Below are 14,789 nucleotides of genomic sequence, written 5' to 3'. Positions count from 1 at the left end.
GGTCTAGGTTCTCAAAACAAACAGTATTGCCTTTTCGATAGGCTTAAGATAATACAGATTGAATAAATTATTATATTTACGATTGGCAAATCTAGCTCAACTAAATTAACATACAAAAAAATGAAAACCAAATCTATTTTATTGCAATTTATATTTATTGTTTCAATTTCCACATTGGCAATGGGACAGCAGATACAAATGCCCCAAGCCAGTCCAACAGCCACAATTAGTCAAAAAATAGGACTTACCGATGTTATTATAGAATATAGTCGGCCTAGCACAAAAGGAAGGAAAATATTCGGAGAATTAGTTCCATTTGGTGAAGTATGGAGAACAGGGGCAAATGCTGCCACAATCATTAATCTTAAAAATGAGGTAAAAGTCGAAGGAAATATTATTCCCGCCGGATCTTATGCCCTTTATTCTATTCCTGACAAGAATGAATGGACCATTATCCTTTCCAAAAACACAAAACTATGGGGAGCTGTAGGATATGACGCAAAAGATGACCTTATCAGATTCAAGGTAAAATCAGGAAAAACAGGTCAAAAATACGAAACCATGGAAATCAATTTTGTGGACATGACCGACACCGGAGCTACTATTGCCATGAAATGGGAAACTACCAGGGTCAAATTCAGAATCGAAACCGAGGTAGACAGTATCGTAATGGCTGAAATCAAAGCATTGGTCATTGATAAGGAAGCAGAAAATCCCGGTTTGTTATATCAGGCTGCCAATTATTATTTTACCAACAATAAAGACATGAATCTGGCCTATGACTGGATTACAAAATCTGTCAGCGAAGATCCAAAATACTGGACCATGCACCTAAAAGCCAAAATTGAGCTGGCCTTGGGCAAGAAAAAAGAGGCAATAGAAAGCGCTACAAAATCTATGGAAATGGCCAAGGAAGCCAAAAATCCTGATTATGTCGGTCTTAATGAAAGATTGATCAAGTCTATAAAATAATTCAAAACTATGTATGAGATTTTTGATATCGAAAAGTGGTCCCGCAAAGACCACTTTTTGTTTTTCAGTAAATTTGAAGAACCATTTTTTGGGGTGACGGTAAGGGTGGACTGTACAAAAGCCTATCAAAACGCCAAATTAACCGGCAGTTCGTTTTTTCTTTATTATCTCCATACTGCCCTGCAGGCGGCTAATTCTATAGAACCATTCCGGTACAGAATCAGGGATGGCCAAGTATTGATATTTGAAAAAATCAATGCTTCCCCCACCATCAACCGTGAAAATGGGACATTTGGCTTTTCTTACATGGATTACTTTGAGAATTTTAAGGAATTTGAGAAATATGCCAAAATTGAAATAGAAAAAGTGAGAAACAGCACCGGGCTTGATCCTGCAGGTTCGGGAGATAATGTCATCCATTTCTCCTCCATTCCTTGGATTGACTTTACTTCATTGTCACACGCCCGAAGTTTTTCATTTTCTGATTCATGCCCAAAGATCTCATTTGGTAAAGTCACAGATTCCGGGGGAAATAAAACCATGCCTGTATCCATTCACGTACACCATGCCCTGATGGATGGGCATCATGTCGGTCAGTTTATAGATGAATTTCAAAAACTATTGGATAGATGAGCAGCATTCCCATTGGCATAAAAAAAGCAGCAACAATCTGTGTACTCAAAAACGGAGATAGTTTCCTGCTCTTAAAACGACTAAAGGAACCCAATAAAGACCTCTATACCCCTGTCGGAGGCAAATTAGACCCATACGAAACTCCACTTGACGGTGCCATTAGGGAAACAATGGAAGAAACAGGAATCTTGATCGAAACTATGGATTTTTGTGGCATCCTAACTGAAACCTCCCCTATCAACTACAATTGGATCAGCTATGTATACTTGGCCGAAATTGACAAAATACCACCTCCGGATTGTAATGAAGGCACTTTGGAGTGGATTTCATTTGATCAGCTATTAAATATCCCTACCCCAAAGACAGATTGGTATATTTATAGATATTTATTAGACAAAAAAAAATTCGTTATAGACTCCCAATATGATGAAAACATGGAGATCAAATGGATGGTCAATGAGTTGACCGGAGAAAGGCTTATCGGATAAATATGAATGTAAGCTTCTCAATCGATTTCAGGACTAAGCGCCAAAAATCACAAAAGTATTTTATTCAATAAAAGGGATTATTTTTTAATAATATGCTAATTTTGAGCTTAGATCAAAAAAAAATTCACAGCAATAATGCCCAACAACAAGAAATTTATCATTGATTTTGACAGTACATTTACGCAGGTCGAAGCCTTGGATGTGCTGGGAGAAATCAGTCTGAAGAATGATCCAAAACGAGCTGAAAAAATCCAGGCCATCAAAAACATCACAGACCTTGGGATGGAAGGTAGTCTCAACTTCCGCGAAAGTCTTGAAAGAAGGTTGGATATCTTGGAAGCTTCCAAGCCTCAGATTTCGGAATTGATCTCCGAATTGAAGACCAAAGTCTCCAAATCCTTCCAGAGAAACAAAGAATTTTTTGAAGAAAACGCAGACAACATCATCATCATTTCCAATGGATTCAAGGACTTTATCACCCCGATAGTTGGAGAGTATGGAATCAAGGCTGAAAATGTTTTTGCCAATGAGTTTATCTATGACGATGCCGGCAAAATCATAGATTTCAACCGTGACAATGTCCTTTCCAAAAACGGCGGTAAATCCAAAACCATCAAAACCCTCAATCTCGAAGGAGACATCTACGTAATCGGAGATGGCTACACGGATTATGAAATCAAAGAATCAGGCCTTGCCAATAAATTCTATGCCTTCACAGAAAATGTCGAAAGACCAAAAGTGACCTCCAAAGCGGACCACATTGCCCCTAGTTTAGACGAAATCCTTTATGTCAATAAAATGAACAAGAAATTTTCCTACCCAAAAAGCCGAATCAATGTACTCCTTCTTGAAAATGTCCACCCAATCGGCGTGGAATTGATGAAACATGAAGGCTATAATGTGGAAGTCATCAGCTCCGCCCTTAACGAAGAAGAACTTGCCGAAAAAATCAAAAATGTCAGTATCCTTGGCATCCGCTCCAAAACCAATGTGACCAAAAAAGTTCTGGAAAATGCGAATAGGCTGATTTCTATCGGCGCCTTTTGCATCGGTACCAATCAAATAGACCTGGAAACCTGCACCGAAAAAGGTATTGCGGTATTCAATGCACCCTTCAGCAATACCCGTTCTGTGGTCGAAATGGCCATCGCTGAAATCATATTCCTCATGAGAGGATTTCATGACAAAAGCCATGGCATGCACAAAGGAGTATGGGATAAATCAGCTTCCGGAAGTTTTGAAATCCGCGGTAAAAAATTGGGAATTGTAGGCTATGGTAACATCGGTGCACAACTTTCAGTATTGGCAGAAAACATGGGCATGGATGTCTACTATTATGATGTCATCGAAAAACTCGCGCTCGGAAATGCCACAAAAATCGATTCTTTGGATGAATTGCTCAAGACCTGTGATGTGATAACCCTACATGTGGACGGCCGAAAAGACAACAAATGCCTGATCGACAAATCCAAAATCGATTTGATGAAAAAAGGTTCATATCTCGTCAATCTCAGCCGAGGCCACGTAGTGGATATTCCTGCACTGAAAGCTGCTTTGGAATCAGGACATATTGCCGGTACTGCAGTGGATGTATTCCCTCACGAACCAAAAAATAATGATGAGCCATTCGCTTCAGAATTAATAGGTATGAAAAACACCATCCTGACACCTCACATCGGTGGTTCTACCCTGGAAGCCCAGCAAAACATTGCCAGGTTTGTTCCGGGAAAAATCATGGAATACATCAATACGGGAAATACTTACAATTCAGTAAACTTCCCCAATATCCAATTGCCATTCTTAAAAGATGCCCACAGATTGATCCACGTTCATCACAACGAACCAGGCGTTTTGGCTAAAATCAACCAAATCCTAGCCAGTTACAACATCAACATTGTAGGCCAATACCTCAAGACCAATGAAAAAATCGGATATGTAATTTCAGATATTGACAAAGCATATTCACCGGAAATGATCGAGGCCATGAAAGAAATTCCCGGCACGATCAGATTTAGGGTACTTTATTGAAATACAATAGAAATAAAGTAGAAATAAGGTAGAAATAAATTGAAATAAAAAGAGGCAAGGAGTAATCGTTGCCTCTTTTTATTTTTATAAACTCGTTTTCAGAAAGCTCCTCAAGGTAGCTCAAATACCAACCTCAATAGAAAATGGGATTATCGGATAATGCGTGAATCCAAATCCAAGGGATATACTTTATGAGTCACTTTCGAAAAATCAACTGATGTTGGATTAAGGACGAAATTAAGTGAAGTTTTATCTACAATAGAAGGAATACCAAAGCACAAGACACCTCTTTGAAGTAATTGAGTTCCGTAATCCTGAGAAACTCTCAAAGGCGGTATCGCATCCCACCCTTCCGGTAATTCATTCATCTTCGGAACAATTACACTTCTGTCGGGAACATCAAACTCCATGACCGAATACAACACATACCTTTCTGAAGAAAATAATTCGGAATCAATCGTAAGTCTTTCTAACAAGGAAGAAGAAATAGATGCGCTCCCATATAAAGCCGGAAAACCTTGAAAATTCCATCTACCGCCATACAATTTGGCACCTTCACCACTGACATCGCAATATTGATTCAAAGCAATACGGTAAACTTTCATCTATCCTCAAATAGCAATACCGTGCTGCAGGCGCATAATCTCGGTCTTTAGAATATCAAGGCCTTCAGAAACATCAAGAAGATCAAGTGGAATTCTATTGCCAATGGTAAAAAGTGGCCTCTCCATCCAACGCCTAAAACCCTCACTGCCAAAATAATTGGTACCCAAAGCATATAACTCTGCCAATTCATACATCTTTTCAGATTGAACGACATCAAAAACATCTTTTCTCTGAAGTGTCTTAGCGGATACAGCCAAAGCTGCCGCCAAAGTATTATTATCAAGACCCGATATTTCTTTCAATCCCTCAAAGGATCTCTTTTTTAGGCCTTTACGGAAAGTATCCACCCTTTGGAATGGCTCATCCAATCTTCCGTATTCCACATTCAAGATGTCATGGGCAGACAATCGGGACTTTTTGTAATAGGCCACCGCAGGCTCGCTTACAATTGAGGGTTTCTTTTCCATTCCAATATCACGTAATTTGTCCTCTAAGATAACGTAATTTGTCCATTAACATCAAAGATATCCAAACTTTTTTCCAAGTTCCAATCAGACTTTTCTTTCAAAAGGTAACCCAATCAGAAAACATTTGAATTATTTTGCACCGGTTTAAATACAATCAAAGGAAAAAAAATCATATCTTTTTTCATTTTTTTAGCCATTCTGCTTTTTCAAAACCTTATGTCTTCCAAATTCAACCCAAATGAAGCTTACTCTTTGACGGAAAATGTGTATTTCCCAAAAATCGGTTGTCCGGACTTGCTCATTCCCTCCACAACAATCGTGAAGTCTGTTTGCAGGTCGTTGAGCACAAATTCAACGTTGCCCTTTCCAGCTGTATTGGTTTTTACGTTGGGGTTCCAATAGACCGTCGCATCATAGTTGACCAGAAAGGGATCCTTTTGCAATGTTCCCGTAGCATGGACAGGGAAGGCAATAGGTTCAAGATAACCATTTGCGAACACGACATTTTCATCCCTAAACTTGCTTTGATCAGGATTGGATCTTCTGGTAACTACGTTGATGGCACCTGCTCCGCTAGTCCTAAGGCCCAGTATATTCTGACTTGCGATCGTTTTCAAGATTTCAATACGCTCCACATCTGACATCAGTAATGTGGCAATCATCACCCGATTTGTCTGCACACCATCAAGAAAGAACAATGCCCCTCCTTCCGATCCTGCACCAGTCCTTTGTGATTCACTTAAAGCCGACCAACCCATCTGACCCACTTGACTTTGCCTAAAAAATATCATGGGTGGATTACCAATATCGCTTGCATCACCCACCATGATGAGTCCGGCAACCCTTCCTTTCATGTACTGGAAAACATTCAAAAACTCCATTGCCCCTTCCTGAGGTTCTAGTACAAAATCCGGTATATCGCCTAACATTATCCCTCGCATATCCTGGTTGGAAGACTTACGGGCATCTTCGACAGTAATGGTATCAAGCTCAATCATCCTATCTTTGGCGCGTGCATTGCGTATCATGGTGTATCTCCTGACATCATCGAGGTCTTCCGTTTCCGGTAGGCTCACAAAACGATCCTGAACGGTTGTTTTTGGCAAATCAAACTGTTCAAAGGAAATTTGGGATTTCTCCAATACTTCCGAATAAGTCCCTTTGCGCCGGGCCAGAACTTGTCTCGCAATCACAGAGGCTTCTCCAAAAAACGCCAATCCATGTAGCTCAAATCTACCTTTTTCTCCAATCTTTGAATAAGTAATAAAAGGTCCCTCGTCCTTGGGGTAAAACAAAAACTCCAGATCCGTTCCGGCTCGCAAATAATTCCCGAATTTGTCCATTGCAGTTCCCCTGAGGGTAATTCCCGGATCCTCCCAAGTGGGTTTTGGGGTTTGGATTCCATATTTTGACAGTGCAGTTTGACTACTTTTCCTTGACAATAAATCATTGATAGCCTTCTTGGAATCTATTGGTTCATCGTCAATTAGTGAACCGGAGAAATAAAACGGAGAACCCAAAGCCGAACCCAACATCATTTCGGTCACAATTGTATGCATCTCAGCTGACCAGGCTACTTGCTTGGAGTCGAATACTGAAACGGAGAAATCGCCCTCAATGCCAATACCTGACCCATCCTCTACCGAAAAATCGATCACAACCCTCTCTCGGGGGCTATATTGGATTTTGTCTGTCACAACCTTCAGAGTGGTGCTGCCTTGAGGATGAATAAAAACCGGCCGTTCGGCAAGGATGGTGCCTTTTTGATCAAGTATCGCAAAATCAACTAACCCGGGAGAAAACGATTCCAGACTCATCGAATAGCTGTTTTTTCCTGGTTTCAAAAAAAAGTATTGCTCGTAAACCAGCCTGCCATGTTGTATTCCAATCAATTGAAAAATGCTGTCGGCTTGGGTTTGACTTCTTTCAATAATCAATTGATAAGAGGTTAGAGAAGGATTTAAACCAATTCTCATTCCGTTTTGAAAAGGAATCGGAGTGTTTTGACCTTGTAATCCCGCAGGTTTTGCAAATTGGAAGGTCCCGACCTCGGATATCATAATCGGACGCTGGAATATGTAATCATTTTCCCATTCGGCCATTGATTTTGTCTGTGCCACTAAAACGTACTCACCCTTTGGTATACCCTTCAGCGAAATCTGTCCCTCACCCACACCGTTATTCAACAAAATGGAAGTCTTAAAAACGGCTTCACCCGTTATCTGCTTTTGCAACTCCAGATACAAAGTGCGGCTTTTTGACGGTTTTAAACCTTTTTCCGCTACAGCCGCCCATGCATAAGCCTTCATCCACAGGGTGTCATTTAAAAAATAGTTGGGTCGATCGGTATGTATGTAAACCTGGTCAAACGCGGTTTCCATTTGAAGCACATAATCCTCTTCCTGCGCAAATACCTGGGTTTGGATCAAGGATAAGATGAGGGAAAGAAATCGAAGAAGCTTCATTTTGTATTGGTTTTATAGTTAAGCTCAATTACGAAGTGTATAGGTAGAAAGTTACATACAACTGCCAAAAAATGAAAAAATAGTTTTATCTCGAATTTCTATATAAAAAGTAAGCGTCCTTGGCATAAAATGGTTTTTCCCCAATTGGCCACAGTAGGTGGGCTGAAACTTATTCACATAATTAGTTCTGCGAAGATTGGTGGTGTTGATTGGGTGGAATCTGATGCCAATATTCCTATAGATGTTCCTTCAATTACATTTTCGATTGTAAAAATCGATTTAATAAACAATTGGACGAACCAGTTAATAAGCCTTTTGATGCTATATCATGTAAACAAAGCTTCCAATGGTGGGATAGGCTCAGTTTATGAAAAAGTGGTCATCATTTTGCATTGGAGTCTCTTTGCCAGTAAACTTAACCTGTTTTGCATTTTTGTCTTGAAGCAGTAGTTGAGCGTGTATTCCGCCCCATAGGAGAGCATTGAAAGGCTAAACTTCTTTGATAATGTAGTAAATGGTCTAAATGATGGATTTCCCCATAATCCCCTGCTGCAGGCTTGCGCCGATGCCGCCCATCATAAATGCCGCACCGTGTATGGCGATGGGCTTTTTGAAAAAGGCCTGTTCCTTGTCGTAGGCGAAGTTGGCGGCGACGTTCTGTAGGCCGTGTGTCCCTGTGTCTTCCCTATTCCTCATTTCATGCGCTTGAAGTACTCCTCCAAAGACAACTTCACCAAGGTATCGATTACTTCCTGCGGGACCTGGTAGTGTAACTGCTCCCCACGCGCACTAGCCACCCTTGTCCAATAGGCTCTGTTATCCATGTAAATCAACGTGTCATTCTGATAAATTGAGGTAATCAGCTTGTATTCAATCAAATGTCTGTCGTCACCCATGTCTTCGGCCCACTCCAAGCCTCCACCTCCTTCTATTCGCTTTCCTGTTTGCGTAGTAATCTGCAGCTGTAAGTAAACGATCCTGTTACATGCCTGACTTTGAAAAGAAGAAGGCAAATCAAAAATCCCAGATAAGTCTTTGCCAACGTAGTCGCAATGCCTCCAATTCGAAATCCCTGATACTTGATTCAGGCTGGAGCCGGGGAAAGCTTCCGAAAAAGCGATAGATATTAGGCTCGTTATTGAATCATGATCGAAGAATATACGACTGTTGGTGATGCCTTGTGGTAGACCAGGAATGTCTATGTCGTGGCAAACCCGACCTTGGAAAATGCAGGTAGCTTCTACGGGGACATAGTCTCTACGAAAATATTTTTCTCTACTGCTTTTTCGAGCATACAAGTCCTCAAAAAAGACGTGGCTCTTACACGAACAGCAAAAGATAGCGAAGAAAACAATCAGCCTGAACTGCCACATAAATTAAAGACCATGTAATTGAAACAGCCATTTGACGTAGCTCAACGAGATTTTATTTGTCTGTGAACCGTCAATCTTTATCCCCTTAAACTGCTTTTTGATTGCTCCATTTATTCCCCAGTCAAAAATCTGGTATCCTAGTGACGCACCCAAAATATGTAATTCATCAAATGCTATTTGTTGATATGCCCCGCTAATTCCTCCCCAAGCAAACAGCTCCAGATGTCCTGAGCCTCTTGACAGGAAGTCTTCCTTCTTTGAATAAGCAAAATCATAGGCATTGTTCTGTAGGACATGTGTCCCTGTCTTTTCCATATCCCTCATTTCATGCGCTTGAAGTACTCCTCCAAAGACAACTTCACCAAGGTTTCGATTACTTCCTGCGGGACTTGATGCTGAATACGACTACCCCTTTCGGCAATTAACCTAGTCCAATAAGCACGATTATCCATATAAATTAATGTTTCATTTTGATAAATTGAAATAACAAGCTTGTATTCAATTAAATGCCTATCGTCACCCATGTCTTCTACGAATGTGAGCCCACCACCACCTGCTGTATTTTTACCGGAATTTGATGTGATGATCAATTTTGGCACAATACTGTTTTCACAACAATCATTAGACACGTTTCCGTTTTTTTTCACTCTAGATGAGCAATCTTGAATTATGAAACTCTCTTTATTCTCGTTACAAGACGATAACTGAAATAACCCTGAAAATGATAGATTTAAAGAATTTTCAATGGACTTAGGGTCGAAAGAAATACGGCTACCGGTAATATTTGCTCTGTAATCAATTTGATGACAAAACTCAATTTTGGGAATACAGAAAGTATCTTGGATTTCATATGATTCTAAATAAAACTTTTCTTTTCTATTTGCACGGGCCTAAACATCCTCTAAGAAGAAGTAATTCTTACAGGAGCTTAAAAGTATTCCGAAAACTATGATAAGAAGAAGCGTTTTCATAAAGACAATAACCAAAAGTTCCACTTTAAATAATTTACAACAGCTTTGTTGTAATCAAATTTAATTCCTCGGTAGCGTTTTTTTATCATTCCATTGATTCCCCAATCTATACCTTGGTACAATGGCGAAGCGCCAAATAGATCAATTTTATTAAATGCAATTTGTTGATAGGCACCACTAAAGCCGCCCCAAGCAAACAGCTCCAGATGTCCTGAGCCTCTTGACAGGAAGTCTTCCTTCTTTGAATAAGCAAAATCATAGGCATTGTTCTGTAGGACATGTGTCCCTGTCTTTTCCATATCCCTCATTTCATGCGCTTGAAATACTCCTCCAATGACAACTTCACCAATGTGTCGATTACTTCCTGCGGGACCTGGTACTGTAACTTCTCCCCACGCGCACCGATAACCTCGGTCCAGTGGGTGCGGTTGTCCATGTAGATCAGGGTATCGTTCCGATAGATCGATGTGACAAGCTTGTATTCTAAGAGGTGTTTGTCGTCACCTAAGTCCTCTGAAAACCCTGTGGGACCACCCCAATAGGTATTTTTAAGCGATTTTGAAGTAATTTTTAGCTGGGGGATGATGACTGCCTCGCAATCTTGACATGCTGACTGAATAGAAGAAATTAGTCCTTTCGCCAGAACTTCATCTTCAAAACGGCAATCAGAATCCATGTAATACCTTGTTGATGTAATCTCTTTTTTGATCGTCATATTATTTTTGAATGCACTAGTAAGCCCGCTTTTGATTGAATCCGGAAAAAACTTGATCAAACCGGGAGTTCTAAGTCTGTTTGCCAACTCTACATCCTGACAAACACTAATCTGCGACAAGGCGAAACCGGTTTCTTTGGCATAAGAATCCAAGAAAAACCGGGATTTCCGATCCGCCATCGTATACAAATCGGTGTAGAAGAAAGAGTTTTTGCATGAAATAGTAAACAAAAGGGTCAAAATAACAATGTAGTTCTGGGTTTGAAAATTTGCTTGTTTCATCATTCATAAAGGAGTTGAAGCCATTTAAGGTAACCTAAAATTAATTTGTTGGTTTGTGAACCATCTACCTTTATACCAGTGAATCGTTTTTTGATTGCCCCATTTATACCCCAGTCTATCCCTGTGTAAAATAGAGTTTGCCCAATCCACCTTTCTCTTTCCCATGAAACGTTTTGAAAGGAAGAACTCAACCCTCCCCAAGCAAACAATTCCAAATGCCCCCAACCTCTCGACATAAAGTCCTCCTCTTTGGAGTAGGCAAAGTCATAGGCATTGTTCTGGATACCGTAGTTAACAAAGTTGTCTCCGTGCTTCATCAACGTTTTGGACAAAAATTTTCCGTCATTCAATTTCACCAAAGTATTCCCCCCTTCTATTTGCTTGAATACTGCATGTTTTCCCTTTACTGCCTTTCCCATACCAACATAGCTTGAAAGCGCTCCGCCTACAAATTCCTGCGCACCCTGATAGTCAAAGGAAGCCCCGTTCACTCCCCAAGTCGCCAATCCGCCTACTCCCATGCCGATTAATTTGTTTTCGGCACCAAAGCCAAATGAACCTCCAGCAAAACCGGCCGCAAAATCGCCCAATGTATTCCACCCAAAACCCTTTTTGGCATTATAGTTGGAAATCATATTGATCGCGCCACTTTTTAGCCCCGTTTTTAGTCCTTTGGTTGATGTGGCCTTGGTGATCACACTGGCTAATTTTGAGGCATTTGCAGTCTTCGTAGCGGCGACTGCTACCTTCGCAACTTTAGCTGCCTTCAACGCAACTATCGCTTTCTTTGCAAAGAGGGCGGCTGCCAAGAAAGCAAACTCCCCATCCGGATCCACCATCATCACGGGGTTGTTACCCATACCGACATAAGGCGAAGCGAACTGGTCCTGCGGATCCACCCCGAACCACCTTCCCACTGCCGCATCGTACTGTCGGGCATGGAAGTCGTACCACCTGGTGAGGTCTTGGTGTGCAAATCCTATCTTTTCCTCCCCACTGCCCCCTATCATCTCTCCAGCCTCCTTACATACCGCCGCATCCCCCGACGGACAAGCTCCTCGATGTGTTCTTCCCTGACCTGATAGGCAGGCGGGATTGCCTTGACTTCCTCAAGGGTATTAGCCCATGATCTCTCGGAGGCATAACTTCTACTGTCCGCGTAAATAACCTTCCCATTCTCTACTACAATAATCAAAATGCTCAATGATGTAAATCTCATATACCCCGAGTCTCCCCACATACCGCCCGAAGTGACATATCCTGTAAATCGATAAATGTCCGCAAAGTTGACCACGGGCACGAGATATCTGGTTCCTTGATCGCCGAGGTCAGCTTCCGTTAGGAAGTCCTTTTTCATCCGTTTCAAAGAAATAACCTCTCTATCACAAAGCAATGAAGTAGCCCGGTTCTGTCCTTTATCCACCCATAGCCTTACACCCTGATTCGATAGTCCTGTTTGGAACAATCCCATGAGGCTATCGGCGTCCAGTTCCATTTTTTCGAAGACCCGGAAAGCAAGAACACTTTGTCTCTGGTGGGCGCAAAAGAAGTAGTCAGCCAAGACAAGTTCTTGGTTGGTATAAGACCTTCGCACCACGCTCGATAAATGGTCGTGTCTTTTGAACGCATCAACCCCCCCGCATGAAGCCAATGAAGCGGAAACAATTAGCAGTATCAGCCTTTTCATATCACCAGTACAGATACGTGTAAAACATCGATTTGATACCGTAGGAGGCCTGCTTGTAGCCGTAGTAGCCGCTGAAGCTAAGGCTAGGGGGTCGCGAGGAGGAGTTCCACATATAGTTGGCGGCGTACTTGCCAAGATTTGCGTTTTGGTAGGTCATTTCCGTCTTTTTCTTCCATACCACTCCTTGTCACTTCTCCAACCTCCTTACATATCGCCGCATCCCCCGGCGGACAAGCTCATCGATATGCTCCTTGAGCACCTCGATCGCGGGAGGGATTGCCTTGACTTCCTCCAGGGTATTCGCCCAAGACCTTTTTGAAGCGTATCTTCTATTTTCGGCATAGATAATCTCCCCGTTCTCCACCACAAAAAGCAACAGACTTAAGGATGTATACCTCAAATAGCCCGAGTGACCTCCCATCCCTCCCGAAGTGACATAGGCTGTAAAACCATATCTATCTGCAAAGTTGACTACTGGCACGAGGTATCTGGTTCCTTGACCGCCTAAGTCAGCCTCTGAAAGGAAACGTTTTTTCATCTGTTTCAAAGTGATGAACCCTCTTTCACAGAGCAATGGAGTTGCCCGGTTCTGTCCTTCATCCAACCTTAGCATTATGCATTGATTCGATAATCCTGTTTGGAACAATCCCATGAGGCTATCAGCGCCAAATTCCATTTTTTCAAAATTGGGAAGGGCAATGTCTATTTTGCTTTGGTGGGCGCAAAAGAAGTAGTCAGCCAAAACGAGTTCTTGGTTGGAATAAGACCTTCGCACCACGCTCGACAAATGGTCGTGTCTTTTGAACGCATCAAACCCCCCGCAGGATGCCAATGAAGCGGAAACAATAAGCAGTATCAGCCTTCTCATATCACCAGTACAGATACGTGTAAAACATCGATTTGATACCGTAGGAGGCTTGCTTGTAGCCTTACTAGCCGCTGAAACTGAGGTCGCCACAGGCGACAGTACCAGACCGTCCGACGTTCCAACCGTCGAACAACTCGACTTGGGTCTTTGCTTGGTCTTTTCCATACTTTCTTCCGTACCACTCCTTGTCACTTCTCCAACCTCCTTACATACCGCCGCATCCCCCGACGGACAAGCTCATCGATATGCTCCTTGCGCACCTCGATTGCAGGCGGGATTGCCTTGACTTTCTCCAGCGTCGGCGCCATGGTCGTCTTAGAAAAAAAACTTCGACTGTCCGCATAAATAATCTCCCCGTTTTCCACCACAAAAAGCAACAGACTCATTGTCGTGTATCTCATGTAGCCCGAGTGACCTCCCATCCCTCCCGAAGTGACATAGGCTGTAAAACGATATCTATCTGCAAAGTTGACCACGGGCACGAGATATCTGGTTCCTTGACCGCCTAAGTCAGCCTCTGAAAGGAAATGTTTTTTCATCTGTCTCAACGTGATAAATTCTCTATCACAGAGCAAAGGGGTAGCCTGGTTCTGTCCTTCCTCCACCCTCAGGCTTGCACCTTGATTCGATAGCCCTGTTTGGAACAATACCATAACGCTATCAGCGTCCAATTCCATTTTTTCAAAGTCATGAAGTGCGAGTGCCATTTTCCGCTGATGGGCACAAAAGAAGTAGTCAGCCAAGACAAGTTCTTGGTTGGAATAAGACCTTCGCGCTACGCTAGACAAACGATCGTATCTTTTGAATATTTCCAATCCCCCGCATGAAGCCATTGTAGCACAAACAAATACTAGCAACATACACCTCCTCATATAACCAGTACAGATAAGTATAAAACATCGATTTGATGCCATAGGAGGCCTGCTTGTAGCCGTAGTAGCCGCTGAAACTGAGGCTAGGGGGTCGTGAGGAGGAGTTCCACATATAGTTGGCGGCGTACTCACCCAGGTAGGCAAAGGTGCTGAGTCCAAAGAGCTTCCCAAATGTACCTGCTCCAACCTGCGACCCCGTTCGTTCCTTCATAATCCCCGACTGTGCGAGTCCGCCAAAGGAACCGATCAGGAAGCTGCCGGCGATTTTGAGGTCTGCCTTGTCGTTGAAGTAAGATTGGCTCTTGTCAAAGGCGAAGTTAGCGGCGACATTTTGGAGGCCGTGTGTCCCTGTGTCTTCCATA

18 protein-coding genes are annotated in these 14,789 nt (G+C 42.2%); 4 read left to right on the top strand and 14 right to left on the bottom strand.

Annotated features, from left to right (window positions below):
* Positions 1–120 precede the first annotated feature (120 nt).
* The 4 genes from MMU07_RS04675 (at position 121) to serA (ending at position 4,121) form a co-directional block, all read left to right on the top strand.
* Entirely contained in the window at positions 121–972 is an 852-nt protein-coding gene (locus MMU07_RS04675; RefSeq protein WP_241124677.1) for a DUF2911 domain-containing protein, read from the top strand.
* A 9-nt stretch (positions 973–981) separates the two neighbouring features.
* A complete protein-coding gene (locus tag MMU07_RS04670; RefSeq protein WP_241124676.1) occupies positions 982–1,605 on the top strand; it encodes a CatA-like O-acetyltransferase in 624 nt (207 codons plus the stop codon).
* A complete protein-coding gene (locus MMU07_RS04665) occupies positions 1,602–2,093 on the top strand; it encodes an NUDIX hydrolase (protein ID WP_241124675.1) in 492 nt (163 codons plus the stop codon). Before MMU07_RS04670 ends, MMU07_RS04665 begins: the two co-directional genes overlap by 4 nt.
* Positions 2,094–2,228: 135 nt before the next feature.
* A complete protein-coding gene (serA, locus tag MMU07_RS04660; RefSeq protein ID WP_241124674.1) occupies positions 2,229–4,121 on the top strand; it encodes a phosphoglycerate dehydrogenase in 1,893 nt (630 codons plus the stop codon).
* Positions 4,122–4,270: 149 nt separating this feature from the next.
* Here serA and MMU07_RS04655 read toward each other — a convergent pair whose 3' ends face one another.
* From MMU07_RS04655 to MMU07_RS04590, 14 genes are all read right to left on the bottom strand, one after another.
* Positions 4,271–4,726, bottom strand: a complete 456-nt coding sequence (locus MMU07_RS04655) for an RES family NAD+ phosphorylase (protein WP_241124673.1) — start codon at positions 4,724–4,726, stop codon at positions 4,271–4,273.
* A 6-nt stretch (positions 4,727–4,732) separates the two neighbouring features.
* Entirely contained in the window at positions 4,733–5,194 is a 462-nt protein-coding gene (locus MMU07_RS04650) for an antitoxin Xre/MbcA/ParS toxin-binding domain-containing protein (protein ID WP_241124672.1), read from the bottom strand.
* 245 nt (positions 5,195–5,439) lie between these two features.
* The gene (locus MMU07_RS04645) at positions 5,440–7,659 is read right to left on the bottom strand and encodes a TonB-dependent receptor (RefSeq protein WP_241124671.1); all 2,220 of its coding nucleotides are present in this window, start codon (positions 7,657–7,659) and stop codon (positions 5,440–5,442) included.
* Between the two features lie 519 nt (positions 7,660–8,178).
* Entirely contained in the window at positions 8,179–8,355 is a 177-nt protein-coding gene (locus MMU07_RS04640) for a hypothetical protein (RefSeq protein WP_241124670.1), read from the bottom strand.
* Positions 8,352–9,032 carry a hypothetical protein gene (locus MMU07_RS04635; RefSeq protein ID WP_241124669.1) on the bottom strand — a complete coding sequence of 227 codons (681 nt, stop codon included), beginning with the start codon at positions 9,030–9,032 and terminating at the stop codon, positions 8,352–8,354. Before MMU07_RS04635 ends, MMU07_RS04640 begins: the two co-directional genes overlap by 4 nt.
* Before the next feature lie 3 nt (positions 9,033–9,035).
* Positions 9,036–9,347: a hypothetical protein gene (locus MMU07_RS04630; RefSeq protein WP_241124668.1), complete on the bottom strand. Its 312-nt coding sequence runs from the start codon at positions 9,345–9,347 to the stop codon at positions 9,036–9,038.
* 5 nt (positions 9,348–9,352) lie between these two features.
* Complete coding sequence (locus MMU07_RS04625) at positions 9,353–9,679, bottom strand: hypothetical protein (RefSeq protein WP_241124667.1); 327 nt, start codon at positions 9,677–9,679, stop codon at positions 9,353–9,355.
* 320 nt (positions 9,680–9,999) lie between these two features.
* The gene (locus tag MMU07_RS04620) at positions 10,000–10,302 is read right to left on the bottom strand and encodes a hypothetical protein (protein ID WP_241124666.1); all 303 of its coding nucleotides are present in this window, start codon (positions 10,300–10,302) and stop codon (positions 10,000–10,002) included.
* Between the two features lie 5 nt (positions 10,303–10,307).
* Positions 10,308–11,003: a hypothetical protein gene (locus MMU07_RS04615; protein ID WP_241124665.1), complete on the bottom strand. Its 696-nt coding sequence runs from the start codon at positions 11,001–11,003 to the stop codon at positions 10,308–10,310.
* Positions 11,000–12,010, bottom strand: a complete 1,011-nt coding sequence (locus MMU07_RS04610) for an RHS repeat domain-containing protein (protein WP_241124664.1) — start codon at positions 12,008–12,010, stop codon at positions 11,000–11,002. Before MMU07_RS04610 ends, MMU07_RS04615 begins: the two co-directional genes overlap by 4 nt.
* Entirely contained in the window at positions 12,007–12,687 is a 681-nt protein-coding gene (locus MMU07_RS04605) for a hypothetical protein (protein ID WP_241124663.1), read from the bottom strand. Before MMU07_RS04605 ends, MMU07_RS04610 begins: the two co-directional genes overlap by 4 nt.
* A 187-nt stretch (positions 12,688–12,874) precedes the next feature.
* Positions 12,875–13,720, bottom strand: coding sequence for a hypothetical protein (locus tag MMU07_RS04600; RefSeq protein ID WP_241124662.1), 846 nt, complete (start codon positions 13,718–13,720; stop codon positions 12,875–12,877).
* A 23-nt stretch (positions 13,721–13,743) separates the two neighbouring features.
* Positions 13,744–14,343 (bottom strand): hypothetical protein, encoded by a 600-nt coding sequence (locus tag MMU07_RS04595; protein ID WP_241124661.1) that lies wholly within the window; start codon positions 14,341–14,343, stop codon positions 13,744–13,746.
* Positions 14,336–14,788 carry a hypothetical protein gene (locus MMU07_RS04590; RefSeq protein WP_241124660.1) on the bottom strand — a complete coding sequence of 151 codons (453 nt, stop codon included), beginning with the start codon at positions 14,786–14,788 and terminating at the stop codon, positions 14,336–14,338. The genes MMU07_RS04595 and MMU07_RS04590 overlap by 8 nt, the downstream gene beginning before the upstream one ends.
* Position 14,789: the final 1 nt, after the last annotated feature.

This window comes from Cognataquiflexum nitidum (genome assembly GCF_022538055.1).
Lineage (GTDB): Bacteria > Bacteroidota > Bacteroidia > Cytophagales > Cyclobacteriaceae > Cognataquiflexum > Cognataquiflexum nitidum.
This window is presented reverse-complemented; position numbering and strand designations above follow the sequence as displayed.

Excerpts from the sequence above, each read along its gene's own strand:
- MMU07_RS04675 (WP_241124677.1), top strand. The coding sequence starts at position 121 with ATGAAAACCAAATCTATTTTATTGCAATTTATATTTATTGTTTCAATT.
- MMU07_RS04670 (WP_241124676.1), top strand. The coding sequence starts at position 982 with ATGTATGAGATTTTTGATATCGAAAAGTGGTCCCGCAAAGACCACTTT.
- MMU07_RS04665 (WP_241124675.1), top strand. The coding sequence starts at position 1,602 with ATGAGCAGCATTCCCATTGGCATAAAAAAAGCAGCAACAATCTGTGTA.
- serA (WP_241124674.1), top strand. The coding sequence starts at position 2,229 with ATGCCCAACAACAAGAAATTTATCATTGATTTTGACAGTACATTTACG.
- MMU07_RS04655 (WP_241124673.1), bottom strand. The coding sequence starts at position 4,726 with ATGAAAGTTTACCGTATTGCTTTGAATCAATATTGCGATGTCAGTGGT.
- MMU07_RS04650 (WP_241124672.1), bottom strand. The coding sequence starts at position 5,194 with ATGGAAAAGAAACCCTCAATTGTAAGCGAGCCTGCGGTGGCCTATTAC.
- MMU07_RS04645 (WP_241124671.1), bottom strand. The coding sequence starts at position 7,659 with ATGAAGCTTCTTCGATTTCTTTCCCTCATCTTATCCTTGATCCAAACC.
- MMU07_RS04640 (WP_241124670.1), bottom strand. The coding sequence starts at position 8,355 with ATGAGGAATAGGGAAGACACAGGGACACACGGCCTACAGAACGTCGCC.
- MMU07_RS04635 (WP_241124669.1), bottom strand. The coding sequence starts at position 9,032 with ATGTGGCAGTTCAGGCTGATTGTTTTCTTCGCTATCTTTTGCTGTTCG.
- MMU07_RS04630 (WP_241124668.1), bottom strand. The coding sequence starts at position 9,347 with ATGGAAAAGACAGGGACACATGTCCTACAGAACAATGCCTATGATTTT.
- MMU07_RS04620 (WP_241124666.1), bottom strand. The coding sequence starts at position 10,302 with ATGGAAAAGACAGGGACACATGTCCTACAGAACAATGCCTATGATTTT.
- MMU07_RS04615 (WP_241124665.1), bottom strand. The coding sequence starts at position 11,003 with ATGATGAAACAAGCAAATTTTCAAACCCAGAACTACATTGTTATTTTG.
- MMU07_RS04610 (WP_241124664.1), bottom strand. The coding sequence starts at position 12,010 with ATGATAGGGGGCAGTGGGGAGGAAAAGATAGGATTTGCACACCAAGAC.
- MMU07_RS04605 (WP_241124663.1), bottom strand. The coding sequence starts at position 12,687 with ATGAAAAGGCTGATACTGCTAATTGTTTCCGCTTCATTGGCTTCATGC.
- MMU07_RS04600 (WP_241124662.1), bottom strand. The coding sequence starts at position 13,720 with ATGGAAAAGACCAAGCAAAGACCCAAGTCGAGTTGTTCGACGGTTGGA.
- MMU07_RS04590 (WP_241124660.1), bottom strand. The coding sequence starts at position 14,788 with ATGGAAGACACAGGGACACACGGCCTCCAAAATGTCGCCGCTAACTTC.